Below are 19,450 nucleotides of genomic sequence, written 5' to 3' on the forward strand. Positions count from 1 at the left end.
AGTCGCAGCGCGCAGTACCCCGAAGCGCATCGCAACGTGAGCATCACGGAGCGGGGGCCGGCCGGCCCCCCCGCGCCGGGCCCCCCCGCGGGGTGGGGGGGGCGGGGGGCCCCCCCGCGCCGGTCCGCCCCCGGCGCGGGGTGCTGGGCTTGGCGCTCGGGGGCGCGGCGGCCGTGGCGGGGGCCGGGGGGGGCACCGCTTGGGTGCTCGCCTCCGGGGACGGCGGCTCGGACGGGGCGACGGACGCCCCGGGCAAGGGCCGTTCGGCCGAGCCCGTGGACGGGACGTTCACGACGCCGCCCGCCGCGGTGGCCCCGCAGCCGCTGTGGCACAAGTCGGCGAAGGAGGACGGCACCAGCCCGGGCGTACCGCTGCTCACCCACGACGGACTGCTCCTGGTCAGCGGCGACCCGCTCGTCGCCTACGACGTCCGCACCGGCAAGGCCCGCTGGAGCAAGCCGGGCATCTGCCGGCCCGGAGCCCAGCTCCTCTTCCACGACGGCAAGGTGTTCCTCGCCGACGGCGACTACGAGGGCGCCCTGGTCGCCTACGACGTCAGGACCGGCGAAGAGACCTGGCGCAGCCGTCTCGGCAAGCAACTGTCCGTCGAGGACACGATCGCCATCGACGACAGGAACGTCTACGTCACGGCGAAGGACCACGGTCAGTCGAAGAGCGCCACCGAGTACCGCACGGCCGTCGCGGCCGTCAGCCACACCACGGGAAGGACCGCGTGGGTCCAGCACCGGGACTGGGGCACCAGGGACTACGACGTCCAGGGCACCGCCTCGGGCACGTACCTGGTCTACGCCGACTCGAACCTCAACCTGACCGTCCGCGACACCGCCACCGGCGGCCAGGTGTGGACCCGGAAGATCGGCGAGGAGTGGTCCTGGCGGCCTACCGTCGCCGGCGGCCTCGTCTTCCTCCCGGGCGACGAACTCAAGGCCCTCGACGTGGAGAAGGGCAGCACCGTCTGGACACTCGCCCCGGCCGGCCGCCGCGGCTTCGGCAACCCGACGGCCGTCGACGGCGTGCTCTACGTCAGCGACCACGACGACGGCGTATGGGCCGTCGGCGTCAAGACCGGCAAGCGGAACTGGCTCTGCGACGAACTCGACGTCGCGGGCCCCGAGACGTTCCAGCGCGTGGGCTCGACCCTGTACGGCGCCACCGGCTCCCTCGACGGCGGCATCGTGGCCCTGGAGACACGGACGGGCAGGCTCCGCTGGACGTACACCGACAGCAAGGCCGTCGGCGAGCCCTGGCGGCTCGCCGTCGCGGGCCACCGCCTGATGGCGACGCACGGCCACGAGATCTACGCGCTGCCGGCGGTGTAGCGAGGACGACGGGGGGGCGGGACCCCCCGTGACCCCGGCCCGGGGGGCCCCCCGGGGGGCCGGGGCCCCCCCCCCCAACAAATGCGGGGTCACCCCCCCCGGGCCCCGCGCCGCCCCGCCGCCCGCCCCGGCCCCGGACCCCTCGGGACCCTCCTGGGGAAGGCCCGCCTCCTCGTCCTGCCCCGCCAGTGCGACCGGCGGGCTGGTCCGGCCCAGCCAGGTCCGCACCACCCGCCCCTCCTCGCCCGCCCGCGCCGCGTCGTCGACATAGGCGACGGCGAGCGGGAAGCGGCGGCGCAGCGCGGCCAGGTTCTTCAGGCCGTCCCCGGACGTCTGGCCGTAGATCGCCCCGAGCAGTGCCAGCTTGGCGTGGTCGCGGTCGCCGGAGAACGCCCGGTCGGACAGGGCCTTGTAGAGGTCGCCGTCATGACCGGCCACCTCCATCAGGCCCCGGTCGCGGGAGATCGCCGCCAGCACCCGGGGCTCCATCTGGTCGGCGTCCGCGACGACGAGCCGCCACCCCGCGTCGGCGACGACGGCCTGCCGGATCACCTTGGGGATCTGGAGGGCCCCGCCGCCGTTGGTCGTCCAGCGGCCGCTGACCGTGCCGCCCGGCTGGTACTCCGGGCGGAAACGGCCGTCGCGCACCCAGTCCTGGAGCCAGGACCAGCCGTGCGCCGTCCAGATCCGGTACAGCTTCTTGTACGCGATCAGCGGCTCGACCGCCGGATGGTCCAGCTCCTCCAGCTCCCACCGCCGGGTCGACTTCACGCGGATGCCCGCCTGCGCGAACGCCTTCACCACATCGGCCGGCAGGTCGGGGCGGACCCTTCGGCCGAACGCCGCCGACACCTCGTCCGCCAGCTCGGCGAGTCTGCGGGGCTCGCCGCCGCCCGCGTACCGCTCGCCGAGCAGCCCGTTCAGCAGCTCCCGGTGGACGTCGGCGCGCCAGGGCAGCCCGGTCCGGTGCATCTCGGCGGCCACGAGCATCCCCGCCGACTCCGACGCGGTCAGCAGGCGCATCCGGTCCGGGTGCTCCGCCGCGTCGTGACGGCGCACCTGGTCCGCGTAGACCCGCAGGAGCCCCTCGAACGGCACCCCGGGGCCCGACGGCGGCTCGAAGAGGGGGGACTGCGCGCCCGGTTCGGCCGACCGGGCGGGCGGGTCGGGCGGCACCGGAGCGTTGTCGAGCCGGGCCAGCGCGGCGGCGGCGGAACGCGGCTCGCCGAGCCGCCCGGCGTGCCCGAGCAGCAGCAGCTCGGCGCACTCGATGTCGTAGCACCGCTCGACCCGGACCCCGGCGGCCAGCAGCCTGGGGTAGATCTCGGCGGTCGACCGCCACACCCAGCGCACCACGTCGGGCCGGGAACGGACCGCCTCGACGAGGTCGGGCTCGGCGAGGACCGGCCCGGCGGGCATGCCGTCCCGGGCCAGCGGCGCGAGCAGCGCCCCGCCCCCGTCCGCAGCCGCCACCGCCCACCGTTCGGTCATGGGTGCGAGTCTGGCACCCGCCACTGACAGTGCCCCGGAGGCGAAGCGCGCCGTGGCGCCCGCGGGCGGTGCGGGCGGCACGGCGCGCCGTGGCGCCTGGCGGGCGGCGCAGGGCGGTGGGCCGTGAGGGCTCCGGCTTCCGTGGCTCCCGTAAAAGGGGCGTGTGGGCCGTGCGGGCCGTGTGGGCCGTGCGGGCCGTGCGAGCGGTGCGAGCGGTGCGAGCGGTGCGCCTACCCTTGGCCGGATGGAATCGGTGATCGACCGGGCGTGCGCGGCGGCCCTCTACGCGGAGGGCGACGCCGCCCTCGACACCGGGGCCTCCCTGCTCGCCGCCGCCCCGGAGGCGGACGCGGAGGCGCACCGGCGCGGCGAGGAGTTCGTGCGCCGGGCGTGGGACCGGGGCTGGCACCCGGCCGACCTGGTCCGGTTCGTCCGTCACGAGCTGGACGAGCGGCGGGCGGCGCTGGCCGCGACCCTCATCGCCGCCGAGACCGCCCGGTACGCGGAGCTGCCGCCCCGCTGGCGGCAGCAGCTCGCCGAGCTGCCCGCCCCCGTGCCGCGCAACCGCCCGGACCGGTTCCGCTACGCGGGTGACCTGCTGGAGCTGTACCGGCTGCTGCTGCGGCTGCCCGCCATCGAGCCCGTGGGACCCCCGCCCGGCGCCGCCGCCGACCACCTGCACCGGCCGCCCGCCGCCGACGAGCCCCGCATGCTCACCCGGATCCGGGCGCTGCTGGCGAAGGCGGAGGCGACCGGCTTCCCGGAGGAGGCCGAGGCGCTGACCACCAAGGCGCAGGAGCTGATGGCCCGGCACAGCATCGACGAGGCCCTCCTCGCCGCCCGGACGCACAGCCGCGAGACGCCGGGCGCCTGCCGGATCGGGGTGGAGCCCCCGTACGAGAGCGCCAAGGCGATCCTGCTCGACGCCGTCGCCTCCGCGAACCGCTGCCGGGCCGTGTGGAACGACGATCTCGGCTTCACCACGGTCGTCGGCTTCGAGCCGGACCTGGAGGCCGTCGAGCTGCTGTTCACCTCCCTGCTCGTCCAGGGGACGGCCGCGATGACCCGGGCGGAGGCCGGTCAGCGCGCCGGAGGACGCAAGCGGACCAAGACCTTCCGGCAGGCGTTCCTGATGGGATACGCCCAGCGGCTCGGCCGCCGGCTCGCCGACGGCGCCGAGCGGGTCACCGCGGCGGCGGACGGCGCTGACGCGGTCCCGGCCGGCGAGCTGCTGCCGGTGCTGGCCGCCCGGGACGTCGCGGTCACCGAGACCGCCGGGCGGATGTTCCCGAGGACCACGACATCCCGGGTCCGCGGCGTCACCGACCTGGACGGCTGGACGCACGGCACCGAGGCCGCCGACCGGGCCCACACGGGCGGCACACCCCGGGGACCCGACGGCGAAATCATGGCGTAAGTCGGGCTTGTTCCGGATTGCGGCTAGGCTCGGTCCATGAGCTGGCTCCGGGCGCTGAAGGAGACCGCCCGCTCGGGGCTGGAGATCGAGCGGCAGAGGCTGGAACCCCTCATCGCCCTGCGCGGTGCGGCCGGTCTCGCCCTCGTCGTCGGGGCCGGCCTCGTGCTGTTCGGGCCGGAGATCGCGGCGAGCTCCGCGTTCGGCGCGTTCCAGGCGGCCCTCGCCACCTTCCAGCGCAGCTGGCGGCCCCGCCCCGTCCTCGCCCTCGTCTCCGGCGCGAGCCTCGCCGTCTCGACGTTCGTCGGCTACGTCAGCGGCGCGCACGTCGTGCTCTTCCTGTGCCTCCTCGGCGCCTGGACCTTCCTCGCCGGACTGGCCTGGGCGGCGGGCCCCACGGGCGGCATCATCGCCGCGTCCAACGTCGCGATCATGCTGGTGACGATCACCCTGCCCACCTCGGTCGTGGACGCCGCCGCCCACGCCGTGATGATCGTCGCCGGCGGGGTCGTGCAGGCGGCGCTCATCGTCCTCCTCCCGGTCCGCAGATGGGGCGCCCAGCGCGACGCGCTCGCCGACGCCCTGGCCGCCGAGGCCGACTACGCCCGGCGGCTGCGGTTCGACCCGGTCGCCCCCTTCGACCCGCTGCCCCTGATGACCGCCCGCAGCGCCGCCGCCGTCACCCCGCGCCAGGCCCGCCGCCGCCCCGCCGAACTCCACGGGGCCCGGGGGGTCGCCGAGCGGCTGCGCCCGGTGCTCGCCTCGCTCGCGGACCCGGCGATGGGGGTGCCCGGCGAGGGCCTGGAGCGGCTCTGGGTGAACGAGCTGCTGGGCGCGGCCGGATCGGTCCTGGACGCTGCCGCGCGGGCCGTCCGGCACGGCGAACCCGTCCATCTCTCCGCCACCGACCTGGGCGTCCTGAAGACCCCCGACAACGATGTGATCCTCGTCGGACCCGCCCGCCGCGCCGCCGACCGGCTCTCGGCCCTGCTCGACGACGTCCTGGAGATCGCCGAGGGCACCGGGACCGACAGCGGGGTCCCCACCGACCTCGCCCCGGACACCCGGCACCGGCCCACGCTGCTGAAGCTGGTCCCGGTGGTGCTGGCCGCGATGCGCCGCGAGCTGCACCACAACTCGCCGATTTTGCGCCACGCCGTCCGGGTCGCGGTGGTCGCCGTCTGCGGGTACTTCGTCGGCGAGGCCGTGCCGCTCGGCCACGGCTACTGGGCCCCGATGACCGCCGTCATGGTGATGCGGCCCGAGTTCTCGCAGACGTACTCCCGCGCGGCGGGACGCTTCGGCGGCACCCTCGTCGGCGTCGGACTCGCCACCGCCGTCGTGCAGACCACCAGTCCCGACGCCCGGCTCTCCGCCCTCCTCGCGGTGATCTGCGCCTGGCTGATGTACCTGCTGATGCGCACCGGTTACGCGGTCGGCCAGGTCTGCGTCGCCGCGTACGTCGTCTTCCTGCTCGGCATGGCCGGCGGCGACTGGTCCCAGACCGTCACCGAGCGCATCGTCCTGACGCTCGTCGGCGGACTCCTGGCGATGATCTCGTACGCCGTCTACCCGGCCTGGGAGACCCCGCGGCTGCGCGACCGGCTGGCCGACTGGCTGGTGGCGGACGGGCGGTACGCGGCCGCGGTCGTCGACCGGTACGCGGACCCCGCCTCCCGGGACGCCGAGGACGTCCGGGACACCCTGATCGCCACCCGGGAGGCGCGTGTGGCGTGGCAGGAGGCGCTGGCGACCGCCCAGCACGAACCCGTACGCCACCGGGGCATCTCCCGGGCCGCCGCGACCGACGCCCAGCACGCGCTGGCCCAGCTGGGCCGGTCCGCGATGGTTCTGGAGGCCCATCTGCCGGCCCGGTCGGCCGACCCGGTGCCCGGCGCCGCCCAGCTGGCCGAGGCGTTGCGCCGGGCCACCGAGAAGGGCGCCAGGGCGGTACGGGAGCGGCGGCTGCCCGACTGGCAGCCGGTGGTGGACGCGGTGGCCCACTGGGACATGCCCACCCCGACGGACGACGGCACGACGCCGATCGGCGACCCGGTCGTGCGCCGGGGCGCGGCGCTGCTCCTGGACGCGCTGGAGGAGTTCACCCGGGCCCTGGACGAGCGGGGCGGCTCCACCCGGGTCAGCAGCACGCTGGCCGAGGGCTGACCGCCCCTCGGGCGGGCGTCAGGGCGCGGGAATCCCGGGCAGGTCCCCGAGGCCGGGGAGCGAGGGCATGCCGCTCGGCAGCTTGCCCGGGTCGGCCTTGGTGAGGGTGTCCTTGACGCCGCCGTCCCACGAGAGCACCAGCTTCGTGCCGTCCACGGAGTCGATCGCGCCCATCGTGCGGTCGGTGGAGCCGCCGGTGCACTTCAGCGCCAGCATCGGTTCGCCGCCCATGTCCTTCACATCGCCCTGGCACACGGACTGATCGGCGACCAGGGCGACCTTGCGGGCGCTGATGGACGCCGTGACGTTCTTGCCGTCCGTCAGCCCCACCCAGGTGCCCTCCAGCGCCGCGGCGTCCACGGCGCCGCTGCCGGTGGACTCCCCGGAACCGTTGCCGCCGCCGCTCCCGGGCGTCGCGCTCGCCGCGGAATCCGCGCCGGAATCCTTGCTCGCTCCGTCGCCGCCGCACGCTGTGAGCGCCAGTGCGGCGGCCAGAGCGGCGACCGCGACGGCGCCGGTGCGTAGAGACCTGGTCACGTGGAGTTCCCCCTTGCTGTTCTCCGGTCGAAAGACCGCGCCACGTTACCAAGGTCCGCAACGATCAACTCCCTTGAACGGGAGCGAAATAGGCGTGCCGTTCGTCTCTCTTCCCGGAGGGCGCGGCCGGGGCGGAAAAGCCTGTAATCAAAGGAACACCCCGTGTGCACGTGCATCTGCTCATGCATTGGCATATGAACAGAGCTATGATCCGAGCTAGTTGACACTTGCACCTTGCAACTCGGGGAGCGTCCTGTGCACCACGTGTACAACGGCATGGCGGCCACAGAGCTTCGCGGAGTCGTCTGGCAGAAGAGCAGGCACAGCAACTCCCAGGGATCCTGTGTGGAGTTCGCGCGGCTGCCCGGAGGGAATGTGGCGATGCGGAACTCCCGTCACCCCGACGGGCCCGCCCTCGTCTATACGCCCGCGGAGATAGAGGCGCTGCTGCTCGGCGTCAAGGACGGCGAGTTCGACCACCTCGCCGCAGGCGCCTGACGCGGGGTCCGGCCCGTGACGGGCCGGACCGGCGTACTCACGAACCCGGCTTCGCGTTCTCCTGGAGCCGGAAAAGGGCCCAGACGACCTTGCCGTACAACGGGCCCGAAGGCAGTTCTCCGAGCTGTACGGGAGAGGGGTGCCAGCCCCAGCTGTCGCTGACGCATTCCACCAGGAAGAGTCCGCGGCCGGATTCGGCCGAATCCGCCGCCTGGCCCGCCACCGGGCTCTCCCGGCTGGGGTCGCGCACGGCGCACACCAGTCGCGAGGTCCAGCGCATCAGATGCAGTCGCACCGGCGGGTCCTGGAATTCCCGGGGCGGATCGCCGGGCAGCGCGTGGCGCAGGGCGTTGGTGACGAGTTCGGACACCACCAGGGCGACGTCGTCGAAACGGTCGCCCAGCTCCCATCGCTCCAGCGTCGACCGGGTGAACTTCCTTGCCCCGCCGACCGCTTCGTACCGTGCGGGCAGAGCACAGGACGCCGATCCGGCAACCCCCGAGGGGTCGGTGGGGGGAAGCCCCTGCCGTAACGGCTCGAGCATCGTCGATCCATTCGTCCCCATACGAGGCACTCCCGGGATTCGCGGCTGTAGCGGCACTGCCTGTAGCGGTACTGCGGGGGGTACAGCGGCACAACACGAGCACGCAGGTGCGCGAGGACCATGGTTCCGAATGCGCAGGGCAGATGCAAGGGCAGATGCACGTGCACGCGCCGGACCTGCCCGATACCGTGGTGGTTCCGGGGTATTTCTTCCCAGGGCCAGTTTCGGGCGCTTCCTAAACGTCTTCCCATTTCCGTAATCGAATGAGTACGGGCTGAAGCGTTTTGGTGGCAGAATCCGGCAGTCGGGGTTGGGGGGCTCCGGTTGCCAGGGGAAGCGATGGGGAGGGTCGGGCCAGTGTCGGCAGGCGAGTCGAGTGGATCGGTGGTGCGGCGCATCCTCCTGGGCTCTCAGCTCAGGAGACTGCGGGAGTCGCGCGGAATCACCCGTGAGGCGGCCGGCTACTCGATCCGGGCCTCCGAATCGAAGATCAGCCGCATGGAGTTGGGACGGGTGAGCTTCAAGGCCAGGGACGTCGAGGACCTGCTCACGCTCTACGGAGTCGCGGACGAGGCGGAGCGCGACTCCCTCCTCGGCCTGGCCCGTGAGGCCAACGTGGCCGGTTGGTGGCACAGTTACGGAGACGTGCTGCCCGGCTGGTTCCAGACGTACATCGGCCTGGAGGGTGCCGCCTCCCTCATCCGTGTCTATGAAGTGCAGTTCGTGCACGGGCTGTTGCAGACCGAGGCGTATGCCCACGCCGTCGTCTCGCGCGGCATGCGCGGAGCCTCGCCCGCCGAGGTCGACCGCCGGGTGGCCCTCCGGCTGGAGCGCCAGAAGGCCCTCGTCTCGGAACGCGCCCCGACGTTCCACGCCGTTCTCGACGAGGCGGCGCTGCGCCGTCCGTACGGCGATCGTGACGTCATGCGTGCCCAATTGCGGCATCTGATCGATATGTCGGAGCAGCCGAACATCACGCTCCAGGTCATGCCCTTCAGCCATGGCGGTCACGCCGGCGAGAGCGGAGCGTTCACGATGCTGCGCTTCCCGGAATCCGATCTGTCGGACATTGTCTATTTGGAGCAGCTGACGAGTGCGCTCTATCTGGACAAGCCCGAGGAAGTCGCGCAGTACGAAAAGGCCATGGCGGGTCTCGCCCAGGACAGCCCCACATCGGAAGACAGCCGGGATCTTCTGCGCGGTCTACTTCAACTGGCTTAATATCTCAGTACGATGACGTCGCATCAGGAGTCTGCGAACGCCTGCAGTAAGGGATTGCATGTCCTTCTTCCATGAACTGGCCCACCAGTACATCGACGGCGAGTGGCTGACCGGTAGCGGCTCGTGGGACATCATCGATTTCAATCCCTACAACGGTGAGAAACTCGCCGTCGTCACCGTGGCCACCGCGCTGGAGGTCGACCGGGCCTACCGGGCCGCCGAGCGGGCCCAGCGGGAATGGGCCGCCGTCAATCCCTACGAGCGTCGCGCCGTCCTCGAACGCGCGCTCCGCGTCACCGGTGAACGCGCGGAGGAGATCGTCGAGGCGATCATCGACGAACTGGGCGGTACCCGGCTGCGGGCCCAGTACGAGGTCCGGGGCGCCACCGAGTTCCTGCGCGAGGCGATCCGTCAGGCGCTGCGGCCCACCGGGCGGCTGCTGCCCGCCGTGGGGGACGGCCGGGAGAACCGGCTGTACCGGCTGCCCGTCGGTGTCGTGGGTGTCATCAGCGCCTTCAACTTCCCCTTCCTGGTCACGATGAAGTCCGTGGCCCCCGCCCTGGCGCTCGGCAACGCGGTCGTCGTGAAACCCCATCAGAACGCGCCCGTCGTGGGCGGCGGTCTGATCGCGAAGATATTCGAGGACGCCGGGCTGCCGGCCGGGCTGCTCAACGTGGTGATCACCGACAGCGCCGAGATCGGCGACGCGTTCATCGAGCACCCCGTGCCCAGGGTGATCTCGTTCACCGGATCGGACCGGGTCGGCCGGCACGTCGCCGCCACCGCGGCGGGCGCCTTCAAACGGACCATCCTCGAACTGAGCGGGAACAGCGCCCTGGTGGTGCTGGAGGACGCCGACGTCGACTACGCGGTCCGGGCCGCCGTCTTCAGCCGCTTCCTGCACCAGGGGCAGGTCAGCATGGCGGCCAACCGGATCCTGGTGGACCGGTCGGTGGCGGCGGAGTTCACCGAACGGTTCACCGCCGAGGTGGCCGCCCTGAAGGCCGGGGACCCGAGGGACCCGGAGACCCGGATCGGACCCGTCATCAACGCCTTCCAGGCCGACGCGCTGGACGCCTTGGTGGCCCGGGCGGTCGCGGACGGCGCGACGGCGCTCGTGCGCGGCCGGACCGTCGGCAACGTCGTCGGCCCGACCGTCCTGACCGGTCTCGCGGAGGACTCCCCGCTGCTTCGGCAGGAGATCCTCGGCCCGGTGGCCCTGCTGATGACGTTCGACGGCGAGGAGGAGGCCGTGCGGATCGTCAACGAGAGCCCGTACGGGCTCAGCGGCGCGGTGCACACCCGGGACGCGGAGCGCGGCGTGAAGTTCGCGCGGCGGATCGTCAGCGGGATGTTCCATGTCAACGACTCCACGGTGCAGGACGATCCGCTGGTCGCGTTCGGCGGCGAGAAGACGTCCGGGGTGGGGCGCCTGAACGGCGAGGCGGTGGTCGAGGCGTTCACCACCCAGCGGTGGATGTCGATCCAGCACGGCCGCTCGGTCTTCCCGTTCTGACGGGGGCGTGCGCCCTCGTCAGTTCCCCGGCCCCCGGAACGTGGTGCGGTAGGCGCTCGGCGAGACGCCCAGCGCCGCGTGGAAGTGGTGACGCAGATTGGCCGCCGTGCCGAGCCCGGCGCGCGCGGCCACCTGCTCGACGGGCACGTCCGACTCCTCCAGCAACTCCCGGGCCAGTTCGATACGTTGCCGGGTCAGCCAGTTCATGGGCGTCAGGCCGACCTCGTCCCGGAACCGCCGGGTGAAGTGCCGCACGCTCATCGACTCCCTGGCCGCCAGCTGCCCCAGTGTGATCGGGTCCTGGAGCCGCCGCAGCGCCCACGCACGGGCGGCCGAGGTCCCCGGAACCGACCGTTCCGGCACGGGCCGGCGGATGTACTGGACCTGCCCGCCCTCGCGGTGGGGCGGCACGACCGTGCGCCGGGCCACGTCGTTCGCGACGGCGCTCCCGTGGTCGCGGCGGATCATGTGCAGGCAGAGGTCGATCCCGGAGGCGCAGCCCGCCGAGGTCAGCACGGTCCCCCCGTCGGTGTAGAGCACGTCCGGGTCCAGCTCGACCCGGGGGAAGAGCCGGGCGAACAGCTCCGTGTACCGCCAGTGGGTGGTCGCCGTGTGGCCGTCGAGCAGCCCGGCCGAGGCCAGCACGAACGCTCCGGTGCAGATCGAGGCCACCCGGACGCCGGGCCGGATCAGCGCGAAGGCCTCCGCCAGCGGGGCCGGGAGGGCCGGCGTCTCCTGGACGTAGTCCTCGTACGAGGACAGGACGATCACGGTGTCGGCCTCGGCCAGTGCCTCGGGGCCGTGCGGGACGGCCACGGTGAAGTCGCCGTCCGTGCGCACGTCCCCGGGCGACAGGGAGCAGGTGGCGACCTCGTACAGCGGCTCGCCGTCCGCCGAGGCCCCCTGCCTGGCCTGGCCGAAGAGCTGGTGCACGATGCCCAGCTCGATGGGGAGCAGGACCGCGCGGGCGAGCACGGCGACGCGGTGCCGCCCGGGGTGGGTGAAGACTGTCATGGCCATATCCTTGCGCACCCGGTCCATCTGGACACTCGTGGGGACAACGCCCCGCTCGCGACGCTGAACCCATGGCCCCTTCGACCTCGGTATCCCCGTACACCCCGCCCTCCCGTCGGCCCTCCCGGATTCACCGTGCCTGGCTGATGGCCGCCGTCGCGGGCGCGGCCATCGTCACGGCCGGGGCGTTCACTACCGTGCCGGGCCTGCTGGTGACGCCCCTGCACGAGGAGTACGCCTGGGAGCGCGGGCAGATCGCTCTCGCCGCCTCGGTGAACATGGTGCTGTTCGGCCTCACCGCCCCGTTCGCGGCGGCGCTGATGGACCGGATCGGGGCCCGCCGCGTCGTCATGGGCGCGCTGCTCCTGGTCGCGGCGGGGGCGCTGCTCACCGGCGTCATGACGCGGCCGTGGCAGCTGGTCGCGTACTGGGGCGTGCTGATCGGCCTCGGCAGCGGCTGCCTGACCATGACGTTCGCCGCCGGGATCACCGCCCGTTGGTTCGACCGGCGGCGCGGCCTGGTGACCGGTGCGCTCAGCTCCTCCAGCCACCTGGGCCAGCTGCTCTTCCTGCCCCTGCTGGCCTGGTCCGTCGGCCGCTTCGGCTGGCGCCCGCCGGTGGTGACGCTGGCGCTCGTGGCCCTGGTGGTCGCCGCCCTGGTGTTCCTGCTGCTGCGCGACCACCCGGCGGACGTGGGCGTAAAGCCGTACGGGGTAACGGAGTTCGTTCCCCGGCCACCGCCGGTCCCCGGGGCGGCCGGGCGGGCACTGAGGGTGCTGCTGCGTGCGGCGCGCACCGGTCCGTTCTGGCTGCTCGCCGGGGTGTTCGCCCTCTGCGGGGCGTCGACCAACGGCATCATGTGGTCCAACTGGGCGCCCGCCGCACATGATCACGGCATGCGGGCCACGGCGGCGGCCTCGCTGCTGTCCCTCGTCGGGGTCTTCTCCGTCCTCGGAGCGCTGCTGGCCGGCTGGCTGACCGACCGGTTCGACCCGCGCCGGCTGCTGGCCGTCTGCTTCGCCGTCCGCGCGCTCACCCTGCTCGCGCTGCCCCTGGTGTTCACCTCCACGGTCACGGCCCCGATGCTCCTGTTCGTGGCGGTCTACGGACTCGTCGACGTCGCGACCGTGCCGCCCGTCATCGAGCTCGCCCGCCGTGTGTACGGGGACGACGGCCCCGTCGTCTTCGGCTGGACGAACGCCGCCCACCAGCTGGGGGCGGGCGCCTCGGCGTTCCTCGGGGCCACCGCGCGGGACGTTTTCGGCACGTACGACGTGGTGTGGGCCGCGCTGGCGGCCGGCTGCCTCGTCGCCGCGGTGCTGGCGCCGGCCGTACGCGTGAGGGCACACCCACCGGCCGAACGCAAGCGGGCGGGCTACCCTAGTCAAAGTTGAATAGGAAGATGGGTGTTGGGTGTCATGTCCGCGATCCGACTGCTGGTCCTCGGCGCCGTGCGCATGCACGGCCGCGCGCACGGCTACCAGGTCCGCAACGACCTGGAGTACTGGGGCGCCCACGAGTGGTCCAACGCCAAGCCCGGGTCGATCTACCACGCCCTGAAGCAGATGGCGAAGCAGGGGCTGCTCCTCGCGCACGAGACGGCCCCCTCCACGGCGGGCGGCCCGCCGCGCACCGAGTACGAGCTCACGGACGAGGGGCTGGCGGAGTGCCGCCGCCTGCTGCGCGACGCCATCCGCTCCTACGACCAGAACATGGACGTCCTCTCGGCGGCCATCGGCTTCATCGTCGACCTGCCCCGGGCGGAGGCGGTCGCGCTGCTCAAGGAGCGGATCAAGGGCATCGAGGAGTGGCGCAGGTCGGTCACCGAGTACTACACCCCCGAGGAAGGCCCCGAATCCCTCGGCCACATCGGCGAGATCATGAACCTCTGGGTGCACTCGGCCGACACCGGCGCGGAGTGGACCCGGGGTCTGGTCGCCCGCATCGAGGGCGGCGCGTACATCTTCGCCGACGAGGGCGACCCGTTCGTCGGGCTGCTCGCCGATGACGAGGAGAACCCCTACGCCACGGGTGTACCCCACCCTGGCGATCGCGACTAATCAAGTTTGACGAATGCTGGACCGGGGTTTACCTTCGACCTTCTAGTCAAGTTTGACTACAGGAGGGGCGGGAAACGTGACCGAAGCGATCGTCATGGACGGCGTGCACAAGCGGTACGGGGAGAAGAGCGCCCTGGGCGGACTGGACCTGGCCGTCGGCAGCGGCACCGTGCACGGAGTGCTCGGCCCCAACGGGGCGGGCAAGACCACCGCCGTACGGATCATGTCGACGCTGCTGCGCCACGACGCGGGCCGGGTGACCGTGGCCGGCCTCGACGTCCGCGCACGGGCGGGCGAGGTGCGGCGCAGGATCGGGCTGCTCGGCCAGCACGCGGCGGTGGACGAGCAGCTCGGCGGGCGGCAGAACCTGGAGATGTTCGGGCGGCTGTACCACCTGGGCGCACGCCGGGCGGGCAGCCGGGCGGACGAGCTGCTGGAGCGGTTCGGCCTCGCGGACACCGGGCGCAAGCCCGTCAAGCGGTACAGCGGCGGCATGCGCAGGCGCCTCGACCTGGCCGCGTCGCTGATCACCGACCCGGACGTGCTGTTCCTGGACGAGCCGACGACCGGCCTCGACCCGCGCGGCCGGACCGAGGTGTGGGACGCGGTGCGGTCCCTGGTCGGCGGCGGCACCACGGTGCTGCTGACCACGCAGTATCTGGAGGAGGCGGACCAGCTGGCCGACCGGATCTCCCTCATCGACGACGGCCGGGCGGTCGCCGAGGGCACCCCCGACGAGCTGAAGGCCCTCGTCGGCGGCGACCGGATCGACATCGTCGTGCGCGACGCGTCCCGGCTCGTGGAGGCGGGCGCCCTGCTCGGCGGCGCGGACCTGGTGCTGGACGCCGACCGGCGGCGGATCGGCGCGCCCGCCCCGGACCGGATGGCGGCCCTGGCCCGGACGGTGCGGGTGCTGGAGGAGGCGGGGATCGAGGCGGAGGACATCGCGGTGCGCCGCCCCACCCTGGACGAGGTGTTCCTGTCGCTGACCGGACAGCCCGCCGGCGAACAGCGTGACGAGAAGGCGCAGGAGACGCAGAAGGCGCAGAAGGCGCACAAGAACGCGGAGGTGGCGGCATGAGCGCGACGACGACGGCGGCGCCCGGGCCGGGCGGGGCGGCCTCCCGCCTCGGCTGGGCCCTGGCCGACTCCTGGACGATGACCCGCCGCGAACTGGCGCACTGGGCCCGGCAGCCCGTCGCGGTCCTGGTCAACCTGGTCTTCCCGGTGATGCTGCTGCTGATGTTCACGTATCTGGTCGGCGGCGGCCGGGGCGTGGACGGCGACCCCACGGAGTTCCTGGTCCCCGGGATGCTCGCGCTGACCATGGCCTTCGGCCTGGAGAGCACGATGCTCGCGGTCACCCAGGACCTCGGCAAGGGCGTCATCGACCGCTTCCGTTCGATGCCGATGGTCCCCGGCGCCGTCCTGGTCGGCCGCAGCGCCGCGGACATGCTCCAGTCGACGGCCGCGCTCGCGGTGATGACCGGGGTCGGTTACGCGGTCGGCTGGCGCTGGCACCACGGGGCCGCCGCCGCGCTGGGGGCGTTCGGACTGCTGCTCCTGCTGCGGTTCGCGATGCTCTGGGTCGGGATCCTGCTGGCCATGGTGGCGGGGCGGCCGGAGATGGTCGCGGCGGTCCAGATCCTGGTCTGGCCGGTCGGCTTCCTCTCCAACGTCTTCGCCGCCCCCGAGTCGATGCCGGGCTGGCTGGGCGCGGTGGTCGAGTGGAACCCGATGTCCGCCACGGCCACCGCCGTACGGGAGTTGTTCGGCAATCCGGGCGGCGCGACCGGCTCCTGGGCGGCCGAGCACGCCCAACTCCTGGCCGTGCTCTGGCCGGTGGTCATCATCGCGGTGTTCTTCCCGCTGGCGGTGGCCAAGTTCGCGCGCCTCAGCAGGTAGCCGTGCCCCGGGTGGCGCTGCGAGCCGCGCTCAGTGGTGGAAGGCCGTCGAGGCCGCCCGGTCCTGGGTCAACGGGTGCTTCTGGGCCCGCAGTTCGGGAAGCAGCAGCTTCAGGTCCTCGATCAGCAGCTCGGCCAGGTCGGAGGAGAACCCGTTGCGGCACACCACCCGCAGCACGGAGAGGTCCTGCCGGTTGGCGGGGAACGTGTACGCGGGCACCAGCCAGCCGTGCTCCCGCAGTCGGCGGGACACGTCGAACACGTCGTACGCGTGGACGTCCGTGTTCGTCGTGAAGGCGAACACCGGCAGCTCGTCGCCCCGGGTGAGGAGCCTGAAGTCACCCAGCTCCTCCACCGCGCGGGCCAGGCCGCGGGCCACGTCCCGGGAGGCCTGCTGGACCGCGCGGTAACCCTCGTGCCCGAGGCGCAGGAACGTGTAGTACTGCGCGACGACCTGCGCCCCGGGCCGGGAGAAGTTCAGCGCGAACGTCGGCATGTCGCCGCCCAGGTAGTTGACCCGGAAGACCAGCTCCTCGGGCAGCGCGTCCGCCGTACGCCACAGCGCCCAGCCGACCCCCGGGTAGACGAGGCCGTACTTGTGGCCCGAGGTGTTGATCGACGCCACCCTCGGCAGCCGGAAGTCCCACACCAGGTCCGGGTCGAGGAAGGGGGCCACCATCGCGCCGGACGCCCCGTCCACATGGACCGGGATATCGAGGCCGGTCCGCTCCTGGAGGGCGTCCAGGGCCGCGCACAGTTCGGCGATCGGCTCGTAGGACCCGTCGAAGGTGGAGCCGAGGACGCCGACGACCCCGATGGTGTTCTCGTCGCACAGCTCGGCGGCGGCCGCCGGGTCGAGATGGAACCGCTCGCCCTCCATCGGGACGAGCCGGGCCTCCACCTCCCAGAAATCGCAGAACTTCTCCCAGCAGACCTGCACGTTGACGCCCATCACCAGATTGGGCCGGGCCGTCGCGGGATAGCGGTCCGCGTTCCGCTTCGCCCAGCGCCGCTTCAGGGCGAGCCCCGCGAGCATGCACGCCTCGCTCGACCCGGTGGTCGAACACCCCACGGCCGCCCTCGGATCGGGCGCGTTCCACAGGTCGGCGAGCATCGCCACACAGCGCCGCTCCAACTCGGCGGTGCGCGGGTACTCGTCCTTGTCGATCATGTTCTTGTCCCGGCACTCGCCCATCAGGACGCCGGCCTGCGGCTCCATCCACGTGGTGACGAACGTGGCCAGGTTGAGGCGGGAGTTGCCGTCGAGCATCAGCTCGTCGTGGACCAGCCGGTACGCCGTCATGGGCGGCAGCGGCCCGTCGGGCAGCCGGTGCCGGGGCGGCGCGGTGTTCATCGCGGCCGTCGGGTCGGCCTCGCCGAAGAACGGGTTCAGGGCGAGCCTGCGCCGCTCCTTCGAAGGTTCGTCCTGTTCCGGGTGGGCGCCGGGGTGGAGCGGCATGGTGGAGGCCCTTCTCTCGGCCGAAGCGGTCGGGGTGCGGGGTCGACTCGCGGTGCGGGGTCAGCTCTCGGCGGCCAGGCCCGCCTTGATCGCCCGGGTGAACTTCACGACCCGCTCCGCCTGCACCCGGGCGGCGGTCAGGGTCTGCTCGCCGACCGGGATGTCGCCCTGCCCGGAGACGTGGGAGGTGCCGTACGGGTTGCCGTCCACGAACTTCGAGGGGTCGGTGTACCCGGGGGCGACGAGAATGCCGCCGAAGTGGTGGATCGTGTTGTAGAGCGCGAGCAGCGTGGACTCCTGGCCGCCGTGGGTGGTGGAGCTGGAGGTGAAGCCGCTGTAGACCTTGTCGGCGAGCTGCCCCGCCTGCCACATCCCGCCGAGCGTGTCGATGAACTGCTTCAGCTGGGCGGTGACGTTCCCGTACCGGGTCGGCGAACCGAAGATCACCGCGTCCGCCCACGCCATGTCGTCCGCCGATACCTCGGGGATGTCCGCGGTGGCGGTCACGTTCTCGGCCCACGCCGGGTTGGAGTCGATGGCCGCCTGCGGGGCGAGCTCCGCCGCCCGGCGCAACCGCACCTGCGCCCCGGCCCGCTCCGCGTCCCCGGCGATGGCCTTCGCGATCGCGGCGACGGTGCCGGTGGAGGAGTAGTAGATGACGGCGACGTTGACGGGCGTGGGCATGCGGGGACCTCCGTCGAAGCAGGATCAGTGCAAGGTGGCGCAAAGGCGCACGAACCAGACGATACGGAGGTTCGGTGCGTCCGGCGCGTCGGACGGGGCCTTCCCCGTGACCGTGGCGGCGGCCCCCTCAGCGCAGCGGCTTCCCGTCCCCGTCCAGCTGCATCTGGGCCCGCCCGGTGACCAGCAGCCAGGCGGGCAGGGTGGCGGCGCACAGCAGCGGCAGCACGGACGCGTCGCTGACCAGCACCGCCGCCGTGAACAGGCTCACCCAGCCCTGCCGGGTGACGGCCAGCAACACGCCCAGCACCGCACAGGACACCGCGAGCGACGGCGGGACCGCGTCGACCAGCGCGTGGGCGCAGAGCCCCAGCGACACCCCCGCGAAGACCGCGGGGAAGATCCGCCCGCCCCGGAAGCCGCAGGCCGCCGCGATCACGAGGGCGGCCGTCTTCACCACCGCCATCCCCGCGAACTCCCCGGCCGACCAGCCGTCCGGGTCCCCGGCGAGCGCCTTCACCTCGTCGAGCCCCTTGAAGAGCGTGAGGTGGCCGCCCAGTACGCCGAGCAGCCCCAGCGCCAGCCCGCCCAGGGTCAGGGCGAGCACCGGGTACCGCAGCGCGGTGAAGGCCCGGTGGGCCACCGGGAAGGCGTACACCGCGAGCAGGCCGAGGAGCGCCCCCGCCGAGGCGATCAGCAGGGCGGAGAGCAGATCGCCCCAGTGCGGTCCCGCGTACGCGGGGAGGGACAGGTCGAAGCTGGGGTGGGCGATCAGCGACATGGTCAGCGCACCCGCCGTACCGGCCGCGAGCGGGGCGAACAGCCGGTCCCAGAACGCCCCGGGGCCCGGCTGCGAGGCCAGCGTCTCGGAGAGGATCAGCGCGGCGGCGACCGGGGTCCCGAAGAGGGCCCCCACCGTGCCGGCCGCGGCGAGCGACACCCACAGCTCGCCGGGCGCCCCGGGCGCGAACCGCCGGCCGAGCCAGAAGGCCAGCGCGACGTTGGCCGCCGTGATCGGGTTCTCCGGCCCGAGGCTCACCCCGCCCGCCAGCGCCAGGGCGGTCACCAGGAGCAGCCCGGGCACGACGCCGGGCCTCATCGGCGCGTCCACCAGGCCGGTGGTGGCCGGATCGGGCCCGCCGTGACCGGGCACGGCCCGCAGGACGAGCCCCACCGCGAGACCGGTCGCGGTGAGCATCACGATCATCCACAGCGAGGAGAACCGCCCCACCCCGAGCGCGTCGGGCAGGGTCTCCCAGAGCACGTCCTGGAGCCCCTCCGCCAGCAGGCTCACCCCGAGCAGGATCAACGCGCAGGCGACGCCGACGACGATCGCGGGCGGTACGAGCGGCAGCAGCAGCCGGGCCGGGGCGGCCGGAGGGTGCGGGGGAGCCGGAGTGGACGGGGGTGTCGGCGGGGGCGCGGGGGGTGCGGGGGCCACCGGCTCACCCTAGAGGGAGGAATCAGACAAAACGCCCTAATGGTGGCCCGGCGGCCCCGCGTCACGCCCGGCCCACTCCCGTACCCCGGACGCGTCACAGCTTGCTGATCACCGTGGATCATCGACTTCAGCCTGCGCCGGATGGTGACGACCAGCACGTCCGC

The 19,450-nt window shown here is 73.0% G+C and carries 16 protein-coding genes and 1 pseudogene; 10 read left to right on the top strand and 7 right to left on the bottom strand.

Going from position 1 to position 19,450, the window contains the following annotated elements; genetic code table 11:
* Window positions 1-149 precede the first annotated feature (149 nt).
* Entirely contained in the window at window positions 150-1,340 is a 1,191-nt protein-coding gene (locus tag ACH4KB_RS36085) for a PQQ-binding-like beta-propeller repeat protein (protein WP_398071049.1), read from the top strand.
* A gap of 57 nt (window positions 1,341-1,397) precedes the next feature.
* On the opposite strand, the pseudogene ACH4KB_RS36090 reads toward ACH4KB_RS36085, so the two are convergent.
* Window positions 1,398-2,831, bottom strand: a pseudogene (locus ACH4KB_RS36090) (bifunctional 3'-5' exonuclease/DNA polymerase); the annotation flags it as partial.
* 244 nt (window positions 2,832-3,075) lie between these two features.
* On the opposite strand from ACH4KB_RS36090, the gene ACH4KB_RS36095 reads away from it, so the two are divergent.
* Window positions 3,076-4,248, top strand: coding sequence for a DUF2786 domain-containing protein (locus tag ACH4KB_RS36095; RefSeq protein ID WP_398071051.1), 1,173 nt, complete (start codon window positions 3,076-3,078; stop codon window positions 4,246-4,248).
* Between the two features lie 36 nt (window positions 4,249-4,284).
* Window positions 4,285-6,411 (top strand): FUSC family protein, encoded by a 2,127-nt coding sequence (locus tag ACH4KB_RS36100; protein WP_398071052.1) that lies wholly within the window; start codon window positions 4,285-4,287, stop codon window positions 6,409-6,411.
* Between the two features lie 18 nt (window positions 6,412-6,429).
* Here the strand turns inward: ACH4KB_RS36100 and ACH4KB_RS36105 are convergent, their stop codons facing one another.
* Window positions 6,430-6,948: a hypothetical protein gene (locus ACH4KB_RS36105; RefSeq protein ID WP_398071053.1), complete on the bottom strand. Its 519-nt coding sequence runs from the start codon at window positions 6,946-6,948 to the stop codon at window positions 6,430-6,432.
* A 255-nt stretch (window positions 6,949-7,203) separates the two neighbouring features.
* Between ACH4KB_RS36105 and ACH4KB_RS36110 the strand changes: the two genes are divergently transcribed.
* A complete protein-coding gene (locus ACH4KB_RS36110; protein WP_003968242.1) occupies window positions 7,204-7,446 on the top strand; it encodes a DUF397 domain-containing protein in 243 nt (80 codons plus the stop codon).
* Window positions 7,447-7,483: 37 nt separating this feature from the next.
* Here ACH4KB_RS36110 and ACH4KB_RS36115 read toward each other — a convergent pair whose 3' ends face one another.
* Window positions 7,484-7,990 carry an ATP-binding protein gene (locus ACH4KB_RS36115; protein ID WP_398071054.1) on the bottom strand — a complete coding sequence of 169 codons (507 nt, stop codon included), beginning with the start codon at window positions 7,988-7,990 and terminating at the stop codon, window positions 7,484-7,486.
* Between the two features lie 357 nt (window positions 7,991-8,347).
* Here ACH4KB_RS36115 and ACH4KB_RS36120 point away from each other — a divergent pair, with 357 nt between their 5' ends.
* Together ACH4KB_RS36120 and ACH4KB_RS36125 are read left to right on the top strand one after the other, a co-directional pair.
* Window positions 8,348-9,211 (top strand): helix-turn-helix domain-containing protein, encoded by an 864-nt coding sequence (locus ACH4KB_RS36120; RefSeq protein WP_398071056.1) that lies wholly within the window; start codon window positions 8,348-8,350, stop codon window positions 9,209-9,211.
* 58 nt (window positions 9,212-9,269) lie between these two features.
* A complete protein-coding gene (locus tag ACH4KB_RS36125; RefSeq protein ID WP_398071058.1) occupies window positions 9,270-10,727 on the top strand; it encodes an aldehyde dehydrogenase family protein in 1,458 nt (485 codons plus the stop codon).
* Window positions 10,728-10,745: 18 nt separating this feature from the next.
* Here the strand turns inward: ACH4KB_RS36125 and ACH4KB_RS36130 are convergent, their stop codons facing one another.
* Entirely contained in the window at window positions 10,746-11,747 is a 1,002-nt protein-coding gene (locus ACH4KB_RS36130) for a GlxA family transcriptional regulator (RefSeq protein WP_398071060.1), read from the bottom strand.
* Window positions 11,748-11,812: 65 nt separating this feature from the next.
* Here ACH4KB_RS36130 and ACH4KB_RS36135 point away from each other — a divergent pair, with 65 nt between their 5' ends.
* The 4 genes from ACH4KB_RS36135 to ACH4KB_RS36150 all read left to right on the top strand — a co-directional run bounded on the left by ACH4KB_RS36135 (window position 11,813) and on the right by ACH4KB_RS36150 (window position 15,706).
* A complete protein-coding gene (locus ACH4KB_RS36135; RefSeq protein WP_398071062.1) occupies window positions 11,813-13,135 on the top strand; it encodes an MFS transporter in 1,323 nt (440 codons plus the stop codon).
* Between the two features lie 24 nt (window positions 13,136-13,159).
* The gene (locus ACH4KB_RS36140; protein ID WP_398071064.1) at window positions 13,160-13,801 is read left to right on the top strand and encodes a PadR family transcriptional regulator; all 642 of its coding nucleotides are present in this window, start codon (window positions 13,160-13,162) and stop codon (window positions 13,799-13,801) included.
* A gap of 76 nt (window positions 13,802-13,877) precedes the next feature.
* The gene (locus tag ACH4KB_RS36145) at window positions 13,878-14,882 is read left to right on the top strand and encodes an ATP-binding cassette domain-containing protein (RefSeq protein ID WP_398071066.1); all 1,005 of its coding nucleotides are present in this window, start codon (window positions 13,878-13,880) and stop codon (window positions 14,880-14,882) included.
* On the top strand, window positions 14,879-15,706 hold the full coding sequence (locus tag ACH4KB_RS36150; RefSeq protein ID WP_398071068.1) for an ABC transporter permease: 828 nt from the start codon (window positions 14,879-14,881) through the stop codon (window positions 15,704-15,706). Before ACH4KB_RS36145 ends, ACH4KB_RS36150 begins: the two co-directional genes overlap by 4 nt.
* A 30-nt stretch (window positions 15,707-15,736) precedes the next feature.
* On the opposite strand, the gene ACH4KB_RS36155 is transcribed toward ACH4KB_RS36150, so the two are convergent.
* The 3 genes from ACH4KB_RS36155 to ACH4KB_RS36165 form a co-directional block, all read right to left on the bottom strand.
* On the bottom strand, window positions 15,737-17,164 hold the full coding sequence (locus ACH4KB_RS36155; protein WP_398071069.1) for a glutamate decarboxylase: 1,428 nt from the start codon (window positions 17,162-17,164) through the stop codon (window positions 15,737-15,739).
* Between the two features lie 60 nt (window positions 17,165-17,224).
* Entirely contained in the window at window positions 17,225-17,848 is a 624-nt protein-coding gene (gene wrbA / locus ACH4KB_RS36160; protein ID WP_398071071.1) for an NAD(P)H:quinone oxidoreductase, read from the bottom strand.
* Window positions 17,849-17,975: 127 nt separating this feature from the next.
* A complete protein-coding gene (locus tag ACH4KB_RS36165) occupies window positions 17,976-19,286 on the bottom strand; it encodes an ion channel protein (protein ID WP_398071073.1) in 1,311 nt (436 codons plus the stop codon).
* Window positions 19,287-19,450 lie beyond the last annotated feature (164 nt).

The organism is Streptomyces sp. NPDC017520, assembly GCF_044329855.1.
Lineage (GTDB): Bacteria > Actinomycetota > Actinomycetes > Streptomycetales > Streptomycetaceae > Streptomyces.

Excerpts from the sequence above, each read along its gene's own strand:
- wrbA (WP_398071071.1), bottom strand. The coding sequence starts at position 17,848 with ATGCCCACGCCCGTCAACGTCGCCGTCATCTACTACTCCTCCACCGGC.
- ACH4KB_RS36155 (WP_398071069.1), bottom strand. The coding sequence starts at position 17,164 with ATGCCGCTCCACCCCGGCGCCCACCCGGAACAGGACGAACCTTCGAAG.
- ACH4KB_RS36115 (WP_398071054.1), bottom strand. The coding sequence starts at position 7,990 with ATGCTCGAGCCGTTACGGCAGGGGCTTCCCCCCACCGACCCCTCGGGG.
- ACH4KB_RS36140 (WP_398071064.1), top strand. The coding sequence starts at position 13,160 with ATGTCCGCGATCCGACTGCTGGTCCTCGGCGCCGTGCGCATGCACGGC.
- ACH4KB_RS36130 (WP_398071060.1), bottom strand. The coding sequence starts at position 11,747 with ATGGCCATGACAGTCTTCACCCACCCCGGGCGGCACCGCGTCGCCGTG.
- ACH4KB_RS36100 (WP_398071052.1), top strand. The coding sequence starts at position 4,285 with ATGAGCTGGCTCCGGGCGCTGAAGGAGACCGCCCGCTCGGGGCTGGAG.
- ACH4KB_RS36135 (WP_398071062.1), top strand. The coding sequence starts at position 11,813 with ATGGCCCCTTCGACCTCGGTATCCCCGTACACCCCGCCCTCCCGTCGG.
- ACH4KB_RS36150 (WP_398071068.1), top strand. The coding sequence starts at position 14,879 with ATGAGCGCGACGACGACGGCGGCGCCCGGGCCGGGCGGGGCGGCCTCC.
- ACH4KB_RS36125 (WP_398071058.1), top strand. The coding sequence starts at position 9,270 with ATGTCCTTCTTCCATGAACTGGCCCACCAGTACATCGACGGCGAGTGG.
- ACH4KB_RS36095 (WP_398071051.1), top strand. The coding sequence starts at position 3,076 with ATGGAATCGGTGATCGACCGGGCGTGCGCGGCGGCCCTCTACGCGGAG.